The sequence below is a fragment of the Candidatus Defluviilinea gracilis genome, from assembly GCF_057138825.1.
The window spans coordinates 31,246-48,642 of sequence record NZ_DBNHEF010000051.1; the positions used below are offsets into that span (position 1 = coordinate 31,246).

Genomic DNA, 17,397 nt, shown 5'->3' on the forward strand with positions numbered 1-17,397 from the left:
AATTACGAGATACGAGTTACAACCTGTTTCCGTGTTTACCCAGCCCCCATGCGCAAACTCATCCTCCCAATTCTCTTAATTCTCACAATTCTCTGTTTTCTCGTTGCCTTCATCGCCATTCCCTCCGAAGCCGCGCGGATTTACGGTCCGCCCGCGCCGTGGCTGACGATATTCCAGCGCGCGCAATATTCCGCGCGATTGTTGTGGTACGACGGCTTGCTCACGCGTCCGCTGAATGGCGAGGCGAGCGAACGGAATTTCAGAATCGAGTCGGGGCAGTCGGTGAGTTCGATCGCGGCGAGTCTGCAAGATGCGGCATTGATCCGCGACGCTGAATCGTTCCGCGACTATTTGGTGTATTCGGGGCTGGACACGTCCATTCAAGCGGGCGAGTACAAACTCAGCGCGGCGATGTCCGCGATTGACATTGCGCGGGAGATTCAAGACGCGAGCGCCACCGAAGCGACATTCACTGTCCTCGCAGGCTGGCGGATGGAGGAGATCGCCGCGTCTCTCCCGACCTCGGGCTTGGCAATCACGCCCGACGAATTTCTCGCCGCCGCGCGGAATCGGCGCAACGATTACGATTTTCTCGACGGCGCAGACTCTCTCGAAGGATTTCTATTCCCCGATTCGTACATCCTTTCGCGCAACATATCGGTCAACGAATTGATGGATGAACTTCTCCGCAACTTTTCGCTGAAACTCACTTCCGAGTTGACTCACGGTTTTGAACAACAAGGACTGACGGTGTATCAAGCCGTGATCGTCGCGTCCATTGTGGAGCGCGAAGCTGTGCAGGATGAAGAGAAGCCGTTAATCGCTTCGGTCTATCTCAATCGTTTGAATATCGGGATGAAACTCGAAGCCGACCCGACCGTGCAATACGCGCTGGGGTTTGATTTCGCCGCTGGAACGTGGTGGAAGAATCCGCTCAGTTTGGACGACCTGCAATTCGACTCGCCATTCAACACATACGTCTACGCAGGTTTGCCGCCCGCGCCGATCTCCAATCCCGATTTGGATTCTCTGCAAGCGGTCGCGTTCCCTGCTGAGACGCCGTACTTCTTCTTCCGTGCCAAGTGCGACGGTTCAGGGTATCACTCCTTTGCGGAGACATTCGAGGAGCATGTGGCGAATGGATGTGAGTAAATGGCTTCGACGCGAGGTATAATGTCGAAGGTTGCTTGTCTTGTAAAAATAGGTGAACTATGAAATCTGACATTTCCATCCCCAATCCAGTTTTCCATGCCGCGCAAAACCTTGCTAAAAAAATGGGAGTTTCGCTGAGCGAGTTGTATACCGCCGCACTGAATGCGTATGTGGCAGAACATGAAACGGAAAACATCACAGAGACTTTGGATCAGGTCTATGCCAATGAACCCTCGGCGCTTGAGCCTGAGATAGTGACGATGCAGGTCGTATCGCTGGATGGAGAACAGTGGTAATTCAACGCGGGGAAATTTGGTGGGCAGACCTGCCCGAACCTACAGGCTCAGAACCTGGTTTTCGCCGCCCAGTGTTGGTCGTTCAGTCCGATGATTTCAATCGCAGTCGCATTGCAACTGCGATTGTTGTTGTCATCACATCCAATCTCAAATTAACAAACGCGCCTGGAAATGTATTTTTGCCACTAAAAGCCACAGGCTTATCCAAAGATTCGATTGCGAATGTCTCGCAGGTCCTAACAGTGGACAAAAGTTTTCTGACCGAGAAGATCGGTGATCTGCCAATTTATCTTCTCGAACAAGTTGAAGCGGGTTTGCGCTTGGTCATGGGGTTAGGCTAAAAGACATTCGGCGTAAATTTTACCAATCAACAATTTGGGGAACATCTTGCAACATTTCTGAATCCCAACCTGTATATGTGCTATGAGAACATTCAAAAAATTCGTGTTGACGCTGTCTACGGGTTACATTTTCTTTCTCTTCTCCGAACTTTTATTTTGGGCGCGCAAACGTCCCGAGGATTCGCTCGGCGAATGGGCGATGACCTGGCTGGCGTATTCGTTGATGGGGTTCGTGTTCCTCCTGATCGTTTCGCGCTTCAGAGTCAAAAACATCTGGGCGTTATTTCTCGCGGGCGCGGTGTTCGGCTGGTTTGGCGAAGGCATCGTGGTGCAGACGACGTACGAGTCCCTGCCGCTCTCGATCTCCTTTACCACGCTTGCGTGGCACGCGCTGATTACGGTCTGGATTGGATGGTATGCGATTCGAAAATCCCTGCGTGCCTCGAATCCTTTCTCGACGTTGAAACTGTCTCTAGCCATCGGGCTTTGTTACGGCTTGTGGGCGATCATGTGGTGGCTCGAACCCGATGGAGGAGTTTCCTCCGTCGCTGAATTTGCGACATTTTCTTTCAGCGCAGGGATCCTTGCCATCCCCGCTTACTGGCTAGCAGACTGGAGTTCCTCCGAATCCTTCCGCCCGAATCGTTGGGCGAGCATCGCCATTGTGGGTTTATTCGCTTTGATGTTCCTCTTCGTGGTTGTGCCGAGCAATCCGCTGACGATCATTATCCTGCCGACCTTGTTGGGGCTGGCATATCTCGGCTTGCGCTGGAATCGATTGAGTGAAGATGACGGCTCGATACTGACCGATTTCAGCGTCCCTGCGCCAGTGTGGAAATATCTCTCGTTGTTGGGCATCCCCGCGGCGGGCGTTTCTTTTTATGCGCTTGCGGCGTCCCTGCAATTGCAGTGGCAAACGAATTGGGTCTTGTATCTCATCACAACCCCGCTTGGATTTATTTTGTTTGGCATGAGTCTGTATAAATTGCGGAAGAGAAAATCCGCCCTTGTTTCAAATTGATGAATATAATTGACATCCAATGCGTTTTTTGTTGACGCAACTCTCCAGTTGAAGAGGATGTCGATATGTCAAAAGCAACGGTCAACAACATCGAGTTGTATTACGAAACTGCTGGAAGCGGAGAATCTGTTTTATTCATTCACGGACTCGGCTCCAGCGCCCGCGACTGGGAAATGCAAATCCCCGCTTTTACCAAACAATTCAAAACGACAGCCTTCGACCTGCGCGGACATGGACAATCGCAGAAGCCGAAGGGACCGTACAGCATGTCGCTGTTTGCGAAGGATACTGCTGAATTGATTCGGTCACTGGGAGTCGGCTCTGTCCATGTGGTGGGGATTTCACTGGGAGGGATGATCGCATTTCAACTGGCTGTGGATCATCCAGAATTGGTCAAGAGCATGGTGATCGTTAATTCTGGTCCCGAACTCGTGGTTCGCACGCTCAAAGAACGCTGGCAGGTGTTTATGCGGTTTGCAATTGTCAGATTGATGGGGATGCGTAAAATGGGCGAGGTGTTGAGTAAGCGGTTGTTCCCCAAAGATGGACAAGAGAAATTGCGCGAGATATTTGTCCCGCGTTGGGCGGAAAATGATATCCGTGCCTATTTGGATACGATGCGCGCTATCGTCGGCTGGAGCGTGGTGGATAAAATTCAAAATATCAAATTTCCCGTTTTGGTGGTGGCGGCTGATAATGATTACACACCCGTATCAGCCAAAGAAGCGTATATTCCCAAGTTGGGGAATGCAGAATTGGTCGTCATTGAAGATTCCCGCCACGCCGTGCCTGTTGAAAAGCCCGATGAGTTTAATCGCATTGTGTTGGGGTTTTTATCCAAGCAAGAGTTTTCTGTTCGCTAATCACTTCCTCAATTACAACGGGGGCGGGAGCGATCTGCGTTCCTGAAACAAGATATAATCGCGCAAAAATAACAATGAGGAGAAAAATGTCTGAAGATATATTTTTGGCTAAAGCGCTTGCCGCAGTTCAAAGAGCAGACTATGAGGAATTAGAAGGTTTACGCGACGAGATCAAGCCCGAGTATGTTTCGCGGCTTGCGGCAACGTGGAATAAATCCATGCCGTGGAAGACGAAGGATGCTTACATTACTTTGTTGATGGATCAATCTGGCGCGACGGTGCGGAAAATTATGCTCGATGCGCTCGATTCTCCAACGGTAGAGTCGCGAGCGTATGCGCTGTGCATTCTCAAGGGGGATTTTGGGTTGTTCGATTCGTTTTTGACGGATGGCTGGGTGGATCAAAATAAGGTGGATACAGCGTTGGCGCAGTTTCGGGCGGAGTAATTCGTTTGCGTGTTGCCCGATCCTTTGTTTCGACGGGATTGGGCGCGGCGATGAGGCGGGCAATGTATTTGATGTTGGAACAAATCCATTTTCCGATCCGTTAAACAAACATCCAAATCGTTAGGAGGCAAATATGACTCGCGTCAAATTCCAGTTTGTGACATTGACCTTAGTTCTTTTGTTGACCGCTTGCGGCGTTCAGGCAACAGCCGTACCGACAGATGCGCCTACATCCACTCCCTTGCCTACAGCGACAATAACATTCACGCTGACAGCGCCTCCAAGCCCAACTTCGACTCTCACTCCAATCCCCTCCGATACCCCGATCCCTCTGCCTGCATCGCTTATTGGAACGATATCTATCTCGAATGGCAGTGTTAAGCCATTTTCCAGCACAGTCGAACTGCGGATGGCCGAATCGTTCGATTTGGTCGCTGGCGAAAAGACGAACTCGAAAGGGGAATACAAGATTGAAGACATTCAACCTGGAAAATACGAATTGTGGGTGTTGATCACCGCTAAATCCGCCATGCTGTCGGGGTGTAACGATGTGCGTCCGCAAGATGAGGCGTGGAAGATCGGGGTCAATTTTGAGGACGGCCAAGGCTTGACGATGGAAAACGCTTATCTCTCGAAGGCGTTGTTTCTCGTAGATGGTTTACAAAGCGCGGGCTTGAAGGCGAAGGGCTATTACGCCGTGCTGTCAGATTTTAAAATATTATCGGGTGTTGAAAACAAATTCGATGTTACTTTGTACTGTGATTAATGAGATACGAATCAACGACTCCTAAACCCATTCCGTACTTCTCGCATGGAGTTTTTGTTGGAGTTTGAATTCCTGAAACAAGTTATAATCGTCGTTGCACAAAAGGAGTTCGAGCAATGATTTACCCAACCTTGCGCGCCACAGTTCGCAATGGCAGGATCGAATTGTTAGACGACGTTCAATTGCCTGAAAACGCGGAAATATTGGTCACCATCATGGATGAAACGCCGCTTGAGTCGCTGACACTCGGCGAACATCTCGCGGCGGGATTGCAAGACATTCTACTGGGAAGAGTTTCCCGCGCCGACACGCCCGAGGAGCTGGCTTCTCATCTCGATGCGGTGTTGGAAGACGCTTGATGAAGTATCGCTTCATTTTCACAACTTGGTTCGACCGAAATTTGAAATCGCTGCGCAAGCATAATCCCAGCTTACGCAGCGATTTTGAATCTTTCCTGCAAGCGTTTGACGCCGAGGCTCATCCCATCATTCCGCGCACAGGTGGAGCACGAAAGGCAAGGATGTCTGCGAAAGGGCGTGGCAAACGGGGAGGCTATCGCGTGGTGTATTATTTTGTCCTTGAGGATACCGTCTGGCTTCTTACGATCTACGATAAAGTTCAAAAAGAAAACCTTTCACCCGATGAAGAAAAAATCATTCAAGGGTTGATCGAAAAAATACAATCACCCTGAGTTAAGTGACGGTCACATCAAAGATGACCGTCACTTTTTTACGGATTCCTAAACCCATCCCACACTTCCATTGCGGGTTTAAGTGATCGGTCGGGATTCAAAAAGCCGATGAACGCAAAATTGGATAAGCCTTCTGTGTCTTTGGGATCGCGTCCCTGCTTTGCCATTTCTGCCGCGTACGAGTCCATGTTGAAGTCGGTGAGGATGGTGTTTACCCAGAACGCGAGGCGCGGTCCGAGTTGGTCGTGGACTGCGTTGAGGAAAATCACCTGGTCTTCGGGAGAACCTTGCGCGAAGCCGACGGGACGGGAGGAGAATCCGCTTTCAGCAATGGCGACAGGCTTCCCCGTCCGCAGGAGAAGCGGGGTGTAATAGTCTGCTGGAATATCTGAGGCGGAGGGAAACACAAAGTAGGGATAGGTCGAGATCACCCATAAATCCAGATTCGGTTCGAACGCTTCGATCTGTTCCCAATTCGGGCTGAGTCGCTGACGATTGCCCTCCTCGGGCTGGGGGAACATGTTGTTGAGATCATCCCATTGAAAAGTGACGAAGATCTGCGTGTCTGGCGCTTCGGCTTTGACCAGCGCGTACATTTCGTTGTAGAGGCTGATGAAGTTGCCCGCGTCGTCGGGATGCGCGTCCATGTAGGTGTTGATCTCGGAGGCGAGACCGAGATAGCGCGGATGAAATGTGCGCGCGACCCACAGCGCGTAATTGCGATACGCGGAGCGAACATCGGGATTTGCAAAACTCGCCTCCCAGCCAGCAGGCAAGCCAATGAACTCGCGGCGATTGAGACCGTTGAGGGCATCAATGACGAAGATGTATTCGAGATGATTTTGATTTGCAAGTTTAACTTGATTGATCAAGTCGGTTTTCGTTTGCGATTCAGATTCTGTTCCGCCCACAAAATCTTCCCACGCTGTGTTTTGCTGGATCAAAACAAAATCGGCGTGTTGATCCATATCTTTGTAAAGTTGGAAGATGCTATCGAGTGTCGCTTCGGGCGGGGAGGGGAAGAATCCGTACGCGGTTTTGCCTGAGTCGAAGATGGAGTCTTCGGGAGGCGGCGGGACGCCTCCGCCGTTGCAGGCGAGGGAGGCGAGGAGCAGGATGGAGAGGGAGAGGAGGAGTCTGCGCATTTTATCACCTTGATTCGTGCCGTTGCGAAGGACGACGTTGGCATTGAGCCTGTCGGTGGGAATCAATCTCATGGAAACAGGAGATTGATTTGGGCGAGTAGCATCGCCCTCGCAATTTCATACAGTTGGCAGGGATAAAAAGTTGCGCGATTCTATTTGTTGGCTACGATGTCAATGTAATCTTCGGTCACTGTTTCGCCGTCTGCCGCGCCGAGCAGTTCGAGTAGTTCGTTGAGGAGATCGGCTTTGTTGTCGGCGTCTTTGCGGCTCCACGTGCGCGATTTGACTTCAAGGAAGTGCCCGAGCGGCGGCGTGGTCATGTGATCGAGGTTGATGTAAAACTCGGTGTCTTTGTATTTGATGAACCAGCGTAGGCGGTCTTTTTCGATCGTAATTTCGGTCTTCGGTTTGAAATACTCCCGATAGAAACGAAGCGAGTTTGTGGCGGGCGCGAGGAAGCGACTGCGCGATAACAGCACTTCGTGTTCAAAGTGTCCCTCGCGCTTTTGCCCCAGCAACGTGAGTCGCGCGCGCGTTTGCGTGACCGTGTTCTTGGCATCGTCCACGAAATCGTCTTCGCGGAAGCGCAGACGTCCTTGCGACTCATCCTCGAAGAAGAAGTACGCGTCATGTTGACGATAGTGACGTTCGTACAGAATGTCTATCTCGTCTCGCATCAATTCGCGGACGACGCGGTCTGGGTCCGTGATTTTGACCTTGACCTGCACCTCGAACGATTCCTCTTCCATCGAGCCGCCGAGAGCGATGAGTTTCGATAACACCGATTGTTCGCGTTCGACGAGGAACGAATCAATTTGCTTGGCGAGGTCGGCGGCTTGGGCGAGCAGTTCATCTTCTTTGAGTGTGAGCAATTGACGATCGCGCATGATCCATTTGCCGTTGATCATCACGTCGGTCACATCGGTGGATTTGCTGGCGTAGACGATCTGCGCGTACGCGTTGTCTGCCGAGCGGCGGAAGGAGGGGGAGTTGTGGACAGGGCTGAGGTCAACGAGGATGAGGTCGGCGCGGCGGCTGGGGGTGAGCGAACCAGTTAGATGTCCGATATGAAGCGCTTGGGCGCCGAGGCGCGTCGCCATGAGCAAGGCTTGCGGCGCGGGGAGCGACGTCGGATCGTTGGTCACCGCTTTGGCGATGAACGCGGCGAGGCGCACTTCTTCGAACATATCCAGATCGTTGTTCGAGGCGGGACCGTCTGTGCCGATGCCGACGTTGAGACCGGCGTCGAGCATTTTCACCACAGGCGCGAAGCCCGATGCAAGTTTGAGATTCGACGAAGGGTTATGTGAAACGCCCGCGCCCGCGTGATGCAGGGTGCGGATCTCGCCGATGTCGAGATGCACGCAATGCGCGGCGATGACCTTGGCTTCGAGTAGTCCCTGTTTCTTCACGTATGGAATGACGGGTATGCCTTGTTCTTTGCGCATGTTGTCCACTTCGAAGGACGTTTCGGCGAGATGCGTGTGAAGCGGAATATCGAACTCTTTGGCGAGTTCGGCGGTTTCGCGCAAAATATTTTCTGTGGTTGTGTAGGGCGCATGCGGCGCAATGGACGGAACGATAAGCGGATGCCCCTTCCACTTTTTGATGTAATCGCGCGCTTTTTCCATCGCGTCTTCATACGACGCCGCGTCGGGCGTTGGGAATTTGAGAATGGATTGCCCGCAGATGCCGCGCATCCCCGCGTCTGCGGTGGCGGTGGCGACAGCGTCTTCGTAGAAATACATGTCGTTGAAGGTGGTCACGCCGCTTTTGATGAGTTCGGCGCAGGCGATGGATGTTCCCAAGCGGACAAATTCTGGTGAGGCAAATTGCCGTTCAACGGGCCACATGTAGCCTTGCAACCACACGTCGAGTCGCAGATCGTCTGCGATGCCGCGCAGGAGGGTCATCGGCACATGCGTGTGCGCGTTGACCAAGCCCGGCATGAGGATCTTGCCTTTGCAGTCAATCGTTTCTTTGCCTGAATATTCTTTCTTGATCGCGTCTTCGGGTCCCACCGCGACGATGCTGTCGCCTGTCACTGCGACCGCGCCTCGGTTGTATTGGGTCATTGTTTCGTCCATGGTGAGGACGTGGGCGTTGAGGAAGAGGGTGTCTACGGTTTGCATGAATTCTCCTGAAAGTAAGCAAAAGGCGGCATCTCTGCCGCCCGATCGTATTTCTATTGCGGGCTTGCTGTGACAAGCGCGGGTTCGATCTCAAAGATCACGCGACCTGAGGTCTGTGACAGCACGCGATGGGCATCGAGAATTTCCAAGCCCGCTAGTGTACCGTCGGGACCGTAATCGGCGAGAATTTCTTCGGTTAATTGGCGCGTTTCCGCTTGCCCTGCTTCGAGGTGCAGGAATTCAAGGTAGAGGGCGTCAACATTCATGTCGAAAGTAATTTTCATTGCCTAATCACTTTTGCTAATTATACATCTTCCTGCATTTGAATGATGTTTCCAACTCACCTTATGCAAAATTTCCTCTGGTTTGACATTATTCATTTGGCGGATCGGTGACCGTCCACGAATGCGCACGAATAAACGAATTGATTTGCCGACATTCGTAAATTCGTGGTCTTTATTCGTGGACGGTTCACTACCAATCGCACCACTTCGACTTGCACTCGGCACTCCGCTCCGTGCGGATGTGGTTACGGAACAAAATTCAAAAATGCCTTCAACGCCTTCAAGTTTGCGGCGAAATCGGTGTTCTTGTGGTCGCGCAATTCCATGTCCACTGCCGCGCCGACGCCGTTCTCGACCGCCCAATCGGCGAGTGTGCCTGTGTACACACACCCAGTGTCCACCGGGGGGTATGGATAATTCGTCGCTTTTGCCAATGCTTTGGCAAGTTGCTTTGATTCTTGAGTCCATGGCACGCCGCCGGGGAAGACTCCCAGCGCGGCGCTGTGATAACTAATTAATGCGGTGATGTTTTGCCCCTCGATGAAACTCATCACGGAACGCGTTTCAGGTTCCGAACCGCCGTACAAGCCGCCTGTGGTGGGGCGATAGATCCAACAGCCGTCGCGGTCCCAGTCGGCGGACCAATTTTCACTGGGGAAGTTGCGGTTCAAATCCACGCCGTTATTGTTGACGCGCCCGTCCACGCCGTGGGCGCGGGCTTCGCCATCGGGGTTCATGTTGCGGATAATGTACAGGGTCGCATCCGATGGAATCGCGCCCGGGTCTTTGCTAAGATGTTCGATCAATTCGTTTGCCAGCGCAATTGTATTCCATTCGTAGCCGCCGTGGATGCCCGCCACGATCAAATATTCGCGTTCGCCGTTTCCGAATTTGTACGCTTCGAGAGGATAGCCCGCAACTGAATAACCGATAACGTTCGGCGCAGGTCCGTTGTTGAGCACAAACGGCGTCGACGTTTCAAACACATACGGCGTGAAATTTGGGAATGCCGTCAGCGTCGGTAAAAAGAAGGTTGTCGGCGCGGCTTCCGAGGCGGGGGCGAACTTTGTTGGCTGGCTGGGCGCCACGGCTTCCACCGTCTGGTCGGTCAAATAGAATGCCGCCCCGGCGAGCAGGCACAGCAATATCACTCCATTCACGATCCAGATTGAATACACCCAAACGCGCGCCGATGTGCCTCGTTTCATCGAGCATTTTCCATTGCCCGGCGGCGCATCCAATCGAGCGCAAGATTCACCGACCACATCGGCAGACTGCGCGGAGGTCCGCCATAGGTGACATGGTGCGTCTTTTCGCCTTCGGGTGTGATGAGCGCCATATCCGCTGAGCGGTCTTCGATATTGATCATGACCCCCAGCGCGACATCGGCTTTGGATTCGTTTCGCGCGGCGCGAAGGGTTTCGATGAGATTGGGAACCTGGAGATTGGAGACTATTGTGGTGCGCGAGATCTTTCGCGCAAGCAAACCGTTCAAATTGGATTCCAACCCGGTCAGACTCCAGCCCCGGCTTGCCACGGCTTGGAGAGCGGAGTCTTCCAGTGTGTCTTCATCTGCCCCGAAGACCACCTCCCCGAGCCGCGCGCGCACGTCTTGTTCGATCGTCGCGATCATTTCATCCGCTTGCGTTTCATCTTTTGCTTTTGCCGCGATGCGAATGTCCACAACGCCGGTGTGCGCGGCGAGACCGACCGTCGGGTTACTCAACGTTTCGAGATCGGCGATCTTCTCGTCGATCAATCCTTCGCCCAAGCCCGCGCAATGCAAGATTTTGATTTTGATGAGTTCGTTGAGGTTGAACCGTTGTTGTAAATATGGAATCACCGACTCGTGCAGGACGTGTTCCATTTCGTTGGGGACGCCGGGCAGGGAAATGACAACACCCCCCTCTTTCTCTCCCCCCATGTTCTCCGAAAATGGGGGGAGTTGGAGGGGGGTCTCCACAATAAAACACGGCGCGGTGCCGACGGGGTTTTTGATCCCAATCGCGCCTTTGGGGGCGTAGGCTTGCTTTTTTTGATTCTCGGAGGGCTTGCGCCCGTAGCGCGAAATGTTTTCGACGACCTGTTCCCACAAATCTTCGCGGAATTCGAGTTCCACGCCTGCCGCGCGCGCCACCGCTTCGCGGGTGGGGTCGTCAATGGTCGGACCCAAGCCTCCCGTGGTGATGACAATTTCCGCGCGGCGCATCGAGTTGCGGATGGATTCCGCGATCCGTTCGACGTTATCGCCGATGGTGATGGTGCGGAACAAGTTCACGCCCATGCCGCGCAAGACGCGCGCGATATACCGCGTGTTCGTGTCTACGATCTCGCCGAGGAGAATTTCCGTTCCGATGGTGATGATTTCTGCAGAGGGCATTTTTTTCTCTGTCACAGAGAGCGTAGGGATTCTGAAGAAAAACTCAAAGGTCTCTGTGCGCTCTGTGGCTGATTTTCTAAAATTTTACTTCAACGCCAAGCTTCATGGCATGAGCATTTTTTAACGCGACTTGCGCGGCGACGGCATCTTGAACCGCGTTGCCAACGGATTTGAAGAAGGTGATCTCGTCGTCCGCCTGCCTGCCTGAGTGTGTTCCCAAAACGATCTCGCCAAGTTCGGCATGGATGCTCGCCTCGGTGATCAACCCCGCTTTCATGGCTTTGACGATGTCGCCAGCCTCGTCCATGACAGTGGCGCGCGAATCGACAACGATGCGAGAGCGCGCGACGGTTTCGATGGGGAGTTCCTGCATCTCGGGCGTGTACGCGCCGATGGCGGAGATGTGCGTTCCTGTGTTTACGTCTTTATCATCGAAGATGGGTTTCTTCGAGCCTGTCGCTGTGCAGATAATGTCCGCGTTTTCGATGGCTTCTTTGGGAGTCTTTGCCACGCGGATGTCTTTGGGAATATTTCCAAGCCCAGCCATTTCTTCAACGAACGATTCTGCTTTTGATGTGGTTGGATTATAGATGAACGCGGTTTCGATGTTGCGGGCGGAACACGCGGCTTCGAGCTGGGTCTTCCCTTGTGGTCCCGCGCCGAAGATGGCGACAACCTTGCTGTCTTTGCGCGCGAGCAGGTCAATTGCCGCGCCGCTCCCTGCGCCAGTGCGGATGGCGGTGAGGGAACTTCCTTCGAGCAACGCAATCGCGCGACCTGTCTCCGCGTCGAAGACTAACACTGCGGCTTGAATGTAGGCGAGTCCGCGCGGGGGGTTGGATGGATACAACGACACGACTTTGACTGCGAGCGCTTCGGTGGAATCTTTTTTCATGTAGGCGGGCATGAACAGGCTGACCGCGTCGCGGCTGGGGATGGGGAGACGAGTCCGCAATGGCGCGACAGCCGTCCCGTCGGAAAGAGAGGCGTAGGCGTCCTTCATGGCGGCTATGGCAGTGTTCATCGGCAGGGCTTGTCGAACTTCAGTCGCATTGAGGATGAGCATGAGTTATTTCCTATGATAACAGGGCATTGCGTGGTGGTAGCAAAAAGCGCAGAGGGGATGGATTCTCCTCTGCGCTTTGTCTTTGAGGCGAACGGTTACTCCATCCCCAGATATGCCTTTTGCACGGTGGGGTCTTTTTTGAGGGCTTCGGCGGCGTCTTGCAACACGATCACGCCAGATTGCAATACATAGCCACGGTTGGCGATGGAGAGCGCCATGAGGGCGTTTTGCTCCACGAGTAAGACGGTCACGCCTTCTTTGTTGATCTGTTGGATGGTTTCAAAGATCAACTCCACCAGCACCGGCGCGAGACCCATCGAGGGTTCGTCCATGAGCAGGAGGGTGGGGTGAGCCATGAGCGCGCGCCCGGTGGCGAGCATTTGTTGTTCGCCGCCCGAGAGTGTGCCGGCGATCTGGTTGCGGCGTTCTTTCAAGCGCGGGAATAAGCTGAAGATACGTTGAATGTCGGTATCGTATTCCGTTTTCGAGTTGCGGCTGTACGCGCCCATGTCGAGGTTTTCGGTGACGGTGAGGCGGGCAAAGATGCCGCGTCCTTCGGGGACCATCGCGATCCCTTTGTAGACGATATCGTTCGCCTTGTGCCTGGCAATATCTTCGCCGTTGAGTTTGACCGTTCCCGCGCGCGGTTTGAGCAAGCCGGTGATCGTGCGCAGGATGGTGGTTTTTCCAGCCCCATTCGCGCCGATGAGCGTGACGATCTCGCCTTTGTCGACAGTGATCGAGATGCCTTTGAGCGCGTGGATGTTACCGTAATACGTGTGAATATTATCGAGTTCAAGCATTGCCATGGTGATATTCTCCTCGCGGCTTAGTGGTTTACTTGCCCGGCTGTGCCGCGACCGAGATAGGCTTCGATCACGCGTTGGTTGCCTTGAATGTCTTTGGGCGTGCCCTCGGCGATCTTTTCGCCATAGTCGAGCACGGTGATCTTTTCAGAGATGCCCATGACCACGCGCATATCGTGTTCGATCAACAGGATGGTGATCCCCAATTCGTCGCGCAGGTGGCGGATGAACTTCGTCATCTCTTCGGTTTCATTAGGATTCATGCCCGCGGTGGGTTCATCGAGCAGGAGCATTTTGGGTTTGCTGGCAAGCGCGCGCCCGATCTCGAGCCGCCTCTGATCTCCGTAGGGAAGGTTGCGCGCCAGTAGGTCGCCTTTTTTTGCCAGCCCGATGAAGTTCAAGAGCCGCAACGATTCCTCGAGGGCGGCTTTCTCTTCGCGTTTGGTTGCCGCCGTCCCGAAGATGGGACCGAATAAAGTCGCTTTCATTAATGGGTGTTGACCCACCAGCAGGTTTTCGATCGCCGTCAGGTTTGAGAATAGACGGATGTTTTGATAGGTGCGCGAAATCCCTCGAATGTTGATCTGGTCGGAGGAAAGACCCAGGATCGAGCGTCCGTTGAAAACGATATCGCCTTCTTCCGGCTTATAGAAGCCAGTGATACAGTTGAAGAAAGTTGTCTTGCCGGCGCCGTTCGGCCCGATCACACTGTAGATGGACTTTTCAGGGATCTCGATGGAAAGAGTGTTGACTGCGGTAAGACCGCCAAAGCGTTTTGTCACTGTTTCTGCGGTAAGTATGTTTGCCATTTTTATATACCTGCCTAGCCGCCTGCGGCGTGGCTGAGATTTTCATCTTCATGGAACTCGCGCTTGTGCACTGCTTCCGGCAGAAAGCCTTCCGGCTTGTTGAGCATCATGACGATGAGCAGGATGCCGAAGATCAAGAGGCGGTATTCCGAGAATTCGCGGAGTAGCTCGGGCAGACCCGCCAGTAACAAGCCGCCCACGATCACGCCGGGCAGGCTTCCCATCCCGCCGACGATGATGAGCGCCAGCACATTGATCGAGGTGATGAGCGTAAAACTATGCGGGTACACTGTGGAAAGTTTGGCGGCAAAGATCGCGCCGCTCAGTCCGCCGAACGCCGCGCCGGTTGCAAAAGCGAGAAGTTTTGTGGCGGTGAGGTTGATGCCCATGGCTTGCGCCACATCTTCATCCTCGCGGATCGCCTTCCAAGCGCGGCCAATACGCGAGTCGCGCAGGCGGTAGGCTACGAACAAAGCGACGAAACACGCCGCCAGAATAACGTAATACAGCGTTTGCGACGAGTCCAGAACAATCCCGCCGATGGTGGGCGAGGCGATCGACACAATGCCGAATGATCCGCCAAAATAGGGTTTGAGGAAATCCGACAGGAACATGATGCGGATGATTTCGCCGAAGCCGAGGGTGATGATGGCGAGGTAATCTCCGCGGATTTTAAGCACAGGGATACCAAGCATGATGCCCGCAAGCACTGCGACGATAACTGCAAAGGGGAGCGCTTCCCAAAACGTCCAGCGGACATCGAAGAAGATTTCGCCACCGGTTGTGGTGAGCACGCCCATGGTAAACGCGCCCAGCGCGTAAAAAGCAACATAGCCGAGGTCGAGCAAGCCGGCGTAGCCCACGACGATGTTCAAGCCAAGCCCCATGAGGATGTACAGCCCAACCGAGTTGGTCACATCGCTGAGTACGGGACCTGCAATCTGGGGCCAGATTAGCAGGAACAGCCCAAGCAATCCCCACCTCACCCAACGCTGTGTTCTTTTGGTTGCCTCTGGTAACGCGTCGCGTTTTGCGCGCCGCGCCGCGCCGTTTTTTGCGTCGTTATAGATTACGCCTGCCACAATGAGGAATACTACAATGGCGCCAAGGATGGAAAGTCCTTCCTGTCCGCGCCTGCCAAACATCCAGCCTAATGCTGATGTAACGAAAGGGAAGGGCGTCAGCGTGATGCGGACCAAGTCTTGCAAGAGGGCTAGCAAAAGCACGACAGAAAGTCCCGAAACGATGATCCGTTTCCAAAATGGCGTGGCGCCATGAACGAGCGACGCGGCAAGGCTGACGACGGCTCCAACGACAATAACGGCGATGTATGCAAGAGTGGGGTTGGAAATATCGAGAGTCAGAATTTTGTAAAGCGCGGGGCTGGCATTTACAAAGATCGACCGCAAGTTGACGACGGCGCCTAGCATTACGAAGAGAACGATCATGAGGCTGGTCGCAACGCCGGTGATGACGCCGGATGTAACCCGCGTGGAGAATGGCGCCTGTGCGTCGCGTGATGATGAATAGGCAAAACCGATGAGGATGAGCAATAAAAGCGTTTCGCCCATCGACATTTGCCCGGCGATAATGTCTCTCGCGTGGAACGATTCGACCATTCCGATCAACGAAGCGAGGATCGCAACGACGCCGCCGATCAAGCCCAATTGTATGGCTTTCAGCCACCATACGGTGTTATTTTCTTGTTCCATGAAATTCCTGCCTTTACGCCTTGGTTCGGGAAAGTCGTTCGCCCAAAATACCGCTAGGGCGGAAGAGGAGCACAAGCACCAACATCGAGAAGGCGATCACGTCTTTCAACTGGTATGGGGCGGGAACATTCAAGCCATCCAGAAAAAGGATCGGTCCAATCGATTCGAATAAGCCCAGGAATATTCCCCCAAGCATCGCGCCCGGGATATTGCCAATGCCGCCGAGCACGGCGGCAGTGAATGCCTTGATGCCGGGAATAAAGCCCATGAAAAAGTTGACCTGGCGGAATGTGATGGCGTACAAGATGCCGGCGGCGCCCGCCAATGCCGCGCCCAGCGCGAACGTCCGGACGATGATCGCATCCACATCGATGCCCATCAGCGCGGCGACATCCTTGTCTTCAGCGACGGCGCGCATTGCCTTGCCGGTTTTTGTGTATTGAACGTAGAGGAACAGCAATAACATGAGGAACGCGGCAGACAGGATAACGACGACCTGGACTTTTGTGATATTGATATCACCCCACGTAAAACTTCCCTTGAGGGTTTCGATTTCGGGATATGCCTTGAACTGGTCGCCATATAAGCCTTTGAACATATATTGCAAGACGAACGACGCTCCAATGGCTGTAATCAATGGAACCAAACGGGGCGCTCGGCGCAGAGGGCGATAGGCAATCCGTTCCACCAACACGCCGATAGCGGTCGATGTGAGCATCGCGATGGCAAACAAGATTAAAACAGCGACGAAGGTATTCGTTTCTAGAAATCCCGACTTTGCCATGGATGCGGCGGCGAAGTATGCGGTAAACGAACCAGCCATGAACACTTCGCTATGGGCAAAGTTGATCATACGCAGAATGCCGTATACCAGCGTGTACCCCAGGGCGATGAGCGCGTAGATGCTCCCCTGGGCGATGCCGAACACAACAAAATCGAGCCATTGTCTTGTTGTGTAATTTCCTTCTGCCAGCGTTTTGAACGAACCGATCACGATCAAACCGACCAACGCCGCACCGATGATACCGAGAGCAATATCCGTAAAATTGATACGGTTTAAGAATCTCTGCCTCATACGCTCTTCTCCTCAAAAAAGATGGTTACTCTTCTGGCTAATTGATGCGCAATTATAGTGCATTTGTCAAAATCTAATAGGGTTTTGCGCGCCGAAAATCGTCGGTATCATTCCCGCCTGGGGACGCCCAACGCCGGTTCGTGGAACGGATTCCCGCCGCATTGCTATCCCCATCTCCGCCGCCCATTCCCATACATTGCCTGCCAAATCTAAAACGCTGTAATCGTTGGCTCCTTGTGAAAACGATCCGACGGGCAAAGGTTCATTTATGTAGGACTTACGCAGTTGAACCTGTTGCGCCGTAGTTGCGCTGCGGCGGCGGCAGTACAACTGCCCGCCAACTGCGTAAGCCCTGATATGTTGTGATCGAGCTTCGCCCGGTAGCAGATAAACAATGAGCCGGGCGCATCGA

General features: G+C 53.5%; 20 protein-coding genes. 9 read left to right on the forward strand and 11 right to left on the reverse strand.

The window, feature by feature from the left end; genetic code table 11:
* Window positions 1-48 precede the first annotated feature (48 nt).
* The 9 genes from mltG (at window position 49) to AC16KF_RS07520 (ending at window position 5,576) form a co-directional block, all read left to right on the forward strand.
* Complete coding sequence (gene mltG / locus AC16KF_RS07480) at window positions 49-1,152, forward strand: endolytic transglycosylase MltG (protein ID WP_484036681.1); 1,104 nt, start codon at window positions 49-51, stop codon at window positions 1,150-1,152.
* 59 nt (window positions 1,153-1,211) lie between these two features.
* On the forward strand, window positions 1,212-1,448 hold the full coding sequence (locus AC16KF_RS07485; RefSeq protein WP_484036682.1) for a ChpI protein: 237 nt from the start codon (window positions 1,212-1,214) through the stop codon (window positions 1,446-1,448).
* Window positions 1,448-1,789: a type II toxin-antitoxin system PemK/MazF family toxin gene (locus AC16KF_RS07490; RefSeq protein ID WP_484036720.1), complete on the forward strand. Its 342-nt coding sequence runs from the start codon at window positions 1,448-1,450 to the stop codon at window positions 1,787-1,789. The genes AC16KF_RS07485 and AC16KF_RS07490 overlap by 1 nt, the downstream gene beginning before the upstream one ends.
* A gap of 82 nt (window positions 1,790-1,871) precedes the next feature.
* The gene (locus AC16KF_RS07495; RefSeq protein WP_484036683.1) at window positions 1,872-2,810 is read left to right on the forward strand and encodes a hypothetical protein; all 939 of its coding nucleotides are present in this window, start codon (window positions 1,872-1,874) and stop codon (window positions 2,808-2,810) included.
* 65 nt (window positions 2,811-2,875) lie between these two features.
* Entirely contained in the window at window positions 2,876-3,673 is a 798-nt protein-coding gene (locus AC16KF_RS07500) for an alpha/beta fold hydrolase (RefSeq protein ID WP_484036684.1), read from the forward strand.
* 86 nt (window positions 3,674-3,759) lie between these two features.
* Window positions 3,760-4,119 (forward strand): hypothetical protein, encoded by a 360-nt coding sequence (locus AC16KF_RS07505; RefSeq protein WP_484036685.1) that lies wholly within the window; start codon window positions 3,760-3,762, stop codon window positions 4,117-4,119.
* Between the two features lie 133 nt (window positions 4,120-4,252).
* On the forward strand, window positions 4,253-4,885 hold the full coding sequence (locus tag AC16KF_RS07510; protein ID WP_484036686.1) for a hypothetical protein: 633 nt from the start codon (window positions 4,253-4,255) through the stop codon (window positions 4,883-4,885).
* A 116-nt stretch (window positions 4,886-5,001) separates the two neighbouring features.
* Complete coding sequence (locus tag AC16KF_RS07515) at window positions 5,002-5,244, forward strand: hypothetical protein (RefSeq protein ID WP_484036687.1); 243 nt, start codon at window positions 5,002-5,004, stop codon at window positions 5,242-5,244.
* Window positions 5,244-5,576 (forward strand): type II toxin-antitoxin system RelE/ParE family toxin, encoded by a 333-nt coding sequence (locus tag AC16KF_RS07520; protein ID WP_484036688.1) that lies wholly within the window; start codon window positions 5,244-5,246, stop codon window positions 5,574-5,576. Before AC16KF_RS07515 ends, AC16KF_RS07520 begins: the two co-directional genes overlap by 1 nt.
* Before the next feature lie 38 nt (window positions 5,577-5,614).
* Here the strand turns inward: AC16KF_RS07520 and AC16KF_RS07525 are convergent, their stop codons facing one another.
* The 11 genes from AC16KF_RS07525 to AC16KF_RS07575 form a co-directional block, all read right to left on the reverse strand.
* Window positions 5,615-6,721, reverse strand: coding sequence for a hypothetical protein (locus AC16KF_RS07525; protein ID WP_484036689.1), 1,107 nt, complete (start codon window positions 6,719-6,721; stop codon window positions 5,615-5,617).
* 152 nt (window positions 6,722-6,873) lie between these two features.
* On the reverse strand, window positions 6,874-8,853 hold the full coding sequence (locus tag AC16KF_RS07530; protein ID WP_484036690.1) for an amidohydrolase family protein: 1,980 nt from the start codon (window positions 8,851-8,853) through the stop codon (window positions 6,874-6,876).
* A 53-nt stretch (window positions 8,854-8,906) separates the two neighbouring features.
* Window positions 8,907-9,137 (reverse strand): DUF2283 domain-containing protein, encoded by a 231-nt coding sequence (locus AC16KF_RS07535; protein ID WP_484036691.1) that lies wholly within the window; start codon window positions 9,135-9,137, stop codon window positions 8,907-8,909.
* Window positions 9,138-9,382: 245 nt separating this feature from the next.
* On the reverse strand, window positions 9,383-10,345 hold the full coding sequence (locus tag AC16KF_RS07540; protein WP_484036692.1) for a M14 family metallopeptidase: 963 nt from the start codon (window positions 10,343-10,345) through the stop codon (window positions 9,383-9,385).
* Window positions 10,342-11,517 carry a competence/damage-inducible protein A gene (locus AC16KF_RS07545; protein WP_484036693.1) on the reverse strand — a complete coding sequence of 392 codons (1,176 nt, stop codon included), beginning with the start codon at window positions 11,515-11,517 and terminating at the stop codon, window positions 10,342-10,344. The genes AC16KF_RS07540 and AC16KF_RS07545 overlap by 4 nt, the downstream gene beginning before the upstream one ends.
* A gap of 76 nt (window positions 11,518-11,593) precedes the next feature.
* Window positions 11,594-12,583 carry an ornithine cyclodeaminase family protein gene (locus AC16KF_RS07550; protein WP_484036694.1) on the reverse strand — a complete coding sequence of 330 codons (990 nt, stop codon included), beginning with the start codon at window positions 12,581-12,583 and terminating at the stop codon, window positions 11,594-11,596.
* A gap of 95 nt (window positions 12,584-12,678) precedes the next feature.
* The gene (locus AC16KF_RS07555; RefSeq protein WP_484036695.1) at window positions 12,679-13,392 is read right to left on the reverse strand and encodes an ABC transporter ATP-binding protein; all 714 of its coding nucleotides are present in this window, start codon (window positions 13,390-13,392) and stop codon (window positions 12,679-12,681) included.
* A 20-nt stretch (window positions 13,393-13,412) separates the two neighbouring features.
* On the reverse strand, window positions 13,413-14,198 hold the full coding sequence (locus AC16KF_RS07560; RefSeq protein ID WP_484036696.1) for an ABC transporter ATP-binding protein: 786 nt from the start codon (window positions 14,196-14,198) through the stop codon (window positions 13,413-13,415).
* A 14-nt stretch (window positions 14,199-14,212) separates the two neighbouring features.
* Window positions 14,213-15,910, reverse strand: coding sequence for an ABC transporter permease subunit (locus tag AC16KF_RS07565; protein ID WP_484036697.1), 1,698 nt, complete (start codon window positions 15,908-15,910; stop codon window positions 14,213-14,215).
* Window positions 15,911-15,923: 13 nt separating this feature from the next.
* Window positions 15,924-16,985: a branched-chain amino acid ABC transporter permease gene (locus tag AC16KF_RS07570; protein WP_484036698.1), complete on the reverse strand. Its 1,062-nt coding sequence runs from the start codon at window positions 16,983-16,985 to the stop codon at window positions 15,924-15,926.
* A gap of 66 nt (window positions 16,986-17,051) precedes the next feature.
* Window positions 17,052-17,381, reverse strand: a complete 330-nt coding sequence (locus AC16KF_RS07575; protein ID WP_484036721.1) for an SUMF1/EgtB/PvdO family nonheme iron enzyme — start codon at window positions 17,379-17,381, stop codon at window positions 17,052-17,054.
* Between the last annotated feature and the right edge of the window lie 16 nt (window positions 17,382-17,397).

Excerpts from the sequence above, each read along its gene's own strand:
- mltG (WP_484036681.1), top strand. The coding sequence starts at position 49 with ATGCGCAAACTCATCCTCCCAATTCTCTTAATTCTCACAATTCTCTGT.
- AC16KF_RS07485 (WP_484036682.1), top strand. The coding sequence starts at position 1,212 with ATGAAATCTGACATTTCCATCCCCAATCCAGTTTTCCATGCCGCGCAA.
- AC16KF_RS07495 (WP_484036683.1), top strand. The coding sequence starts at position 1,872 with ATGAGAACATTCAAAAAATTCGTGTTGACGCTGTCTACGGGTTACATT.
- AC16KF_RS07500 (WP_484036684.1), top strand. The coding sequence starts at position 2,876 with ATGTCAAAAGCAACGGTCAACAACATCGAGTTGTATTACGAAACTGCT.
- AC16KF_RS07505 (WP_484036685.1), top strand. The coding sequence starts at position 3,760 with ATGTCTGAAGATATATTTTTGGCTAAAGCGCTTGCCGCAGTTCAAAGA.
- AC16KF_RS07510 (WP_484036686.1), top strand. The coding sequence starts at position 4,253 with ATGACTCGCGTCAAATTCCAGTTTGTGACATTGACCTTAGTTCTTTTG.
- AC16KF_RS07515 (WP_484036687.1), top strand. The coding sequence starts at position 5,002 with ATGATTTACCCAACCTTGCGCGCCACAGTTCGCAATGGCAGGATCGAA.
- AC16KF_RS07520 (WP_484036688.1), top strand. The coding sequence starts at position 5,244 with ATGAAGTATCGCTTCATTTTCACAACTTGGTTCGACCGAAATTTGAAA.
- AC16KF_RS07525 (WP_484036689.1), bottom strand. The coding sequence starts at position 6,721 with ATGCGCAGACTCCTCCTCTCCCTCTCCATCCTGCTCCTCGCCTCCCTC.
- AC16KF_RS07530 (WP_484036690.1), bottom strand. The coding sequence starts at position 8,853 with ATGCAAACCGTAGACACCCTCTTCCTCAACGCCCACGTCCTCACCATG.
- AC16KF_RS07535 (WP_484036691.1), bottom strand. The coding sequence starts at position 9,137 with ATGAAAATTACTTTCGACATGAATGTTGACGCCCTCTACCTTGAATTC.
- AC16KF_RS07540 (WP_484036692.1), bottom strand. The coding sequence starts at position 10,345 with ATGAAACGAGGCACATCGGCGCGCGTTTGGGTGTATTCAATCTGGATC.
- AC16KF_RS07545 (WP_484036693.1), bottom strand. The coding sequence starts at position 11,517 with ATGCCCTCTGCAGAAATCATCACCATCGGAACGGAAATTCTCCTCGGC.
- AC16KF_RS07550 (WP_484036694.1), bottom strand. The coding sequence starts at position 12,583 with ATGCTCATCCTCAATGCGACTGAAGTTCGACAAGCCCTGCCGATGAAC.
- AC16KF_RS07555 (WP_484036695.1), bottom strand. The coding sequence starts at position 13,392 with ATGGCAATGCTTGAACTCGATAATATTCACACGTATTACGGTAACATC.
- AC16KF_RS07560 (WP_484036696.1), bottom strand. The coding sequence starts at position 14,198 with ATGGCAAACATACTTACCGCAGAAACAGTGACAAAACGCTTTGGCGGT.
- AC16KF_RS07565 (WP_484036697.1), bottom strand. The coding sequence starts at position 15,910 with ATGGAACAAGAAAATAACACCGTATGGTGGCTGAAAGCCATACAATTG.
- AC16KF_RS07570 (WP_484036698.1), bottom strand. The coding sequence starts at position 16,985 with ATGAGGCAGAGATTCTTAAACCGTATCAATTTTACGGATATTGCTCTC.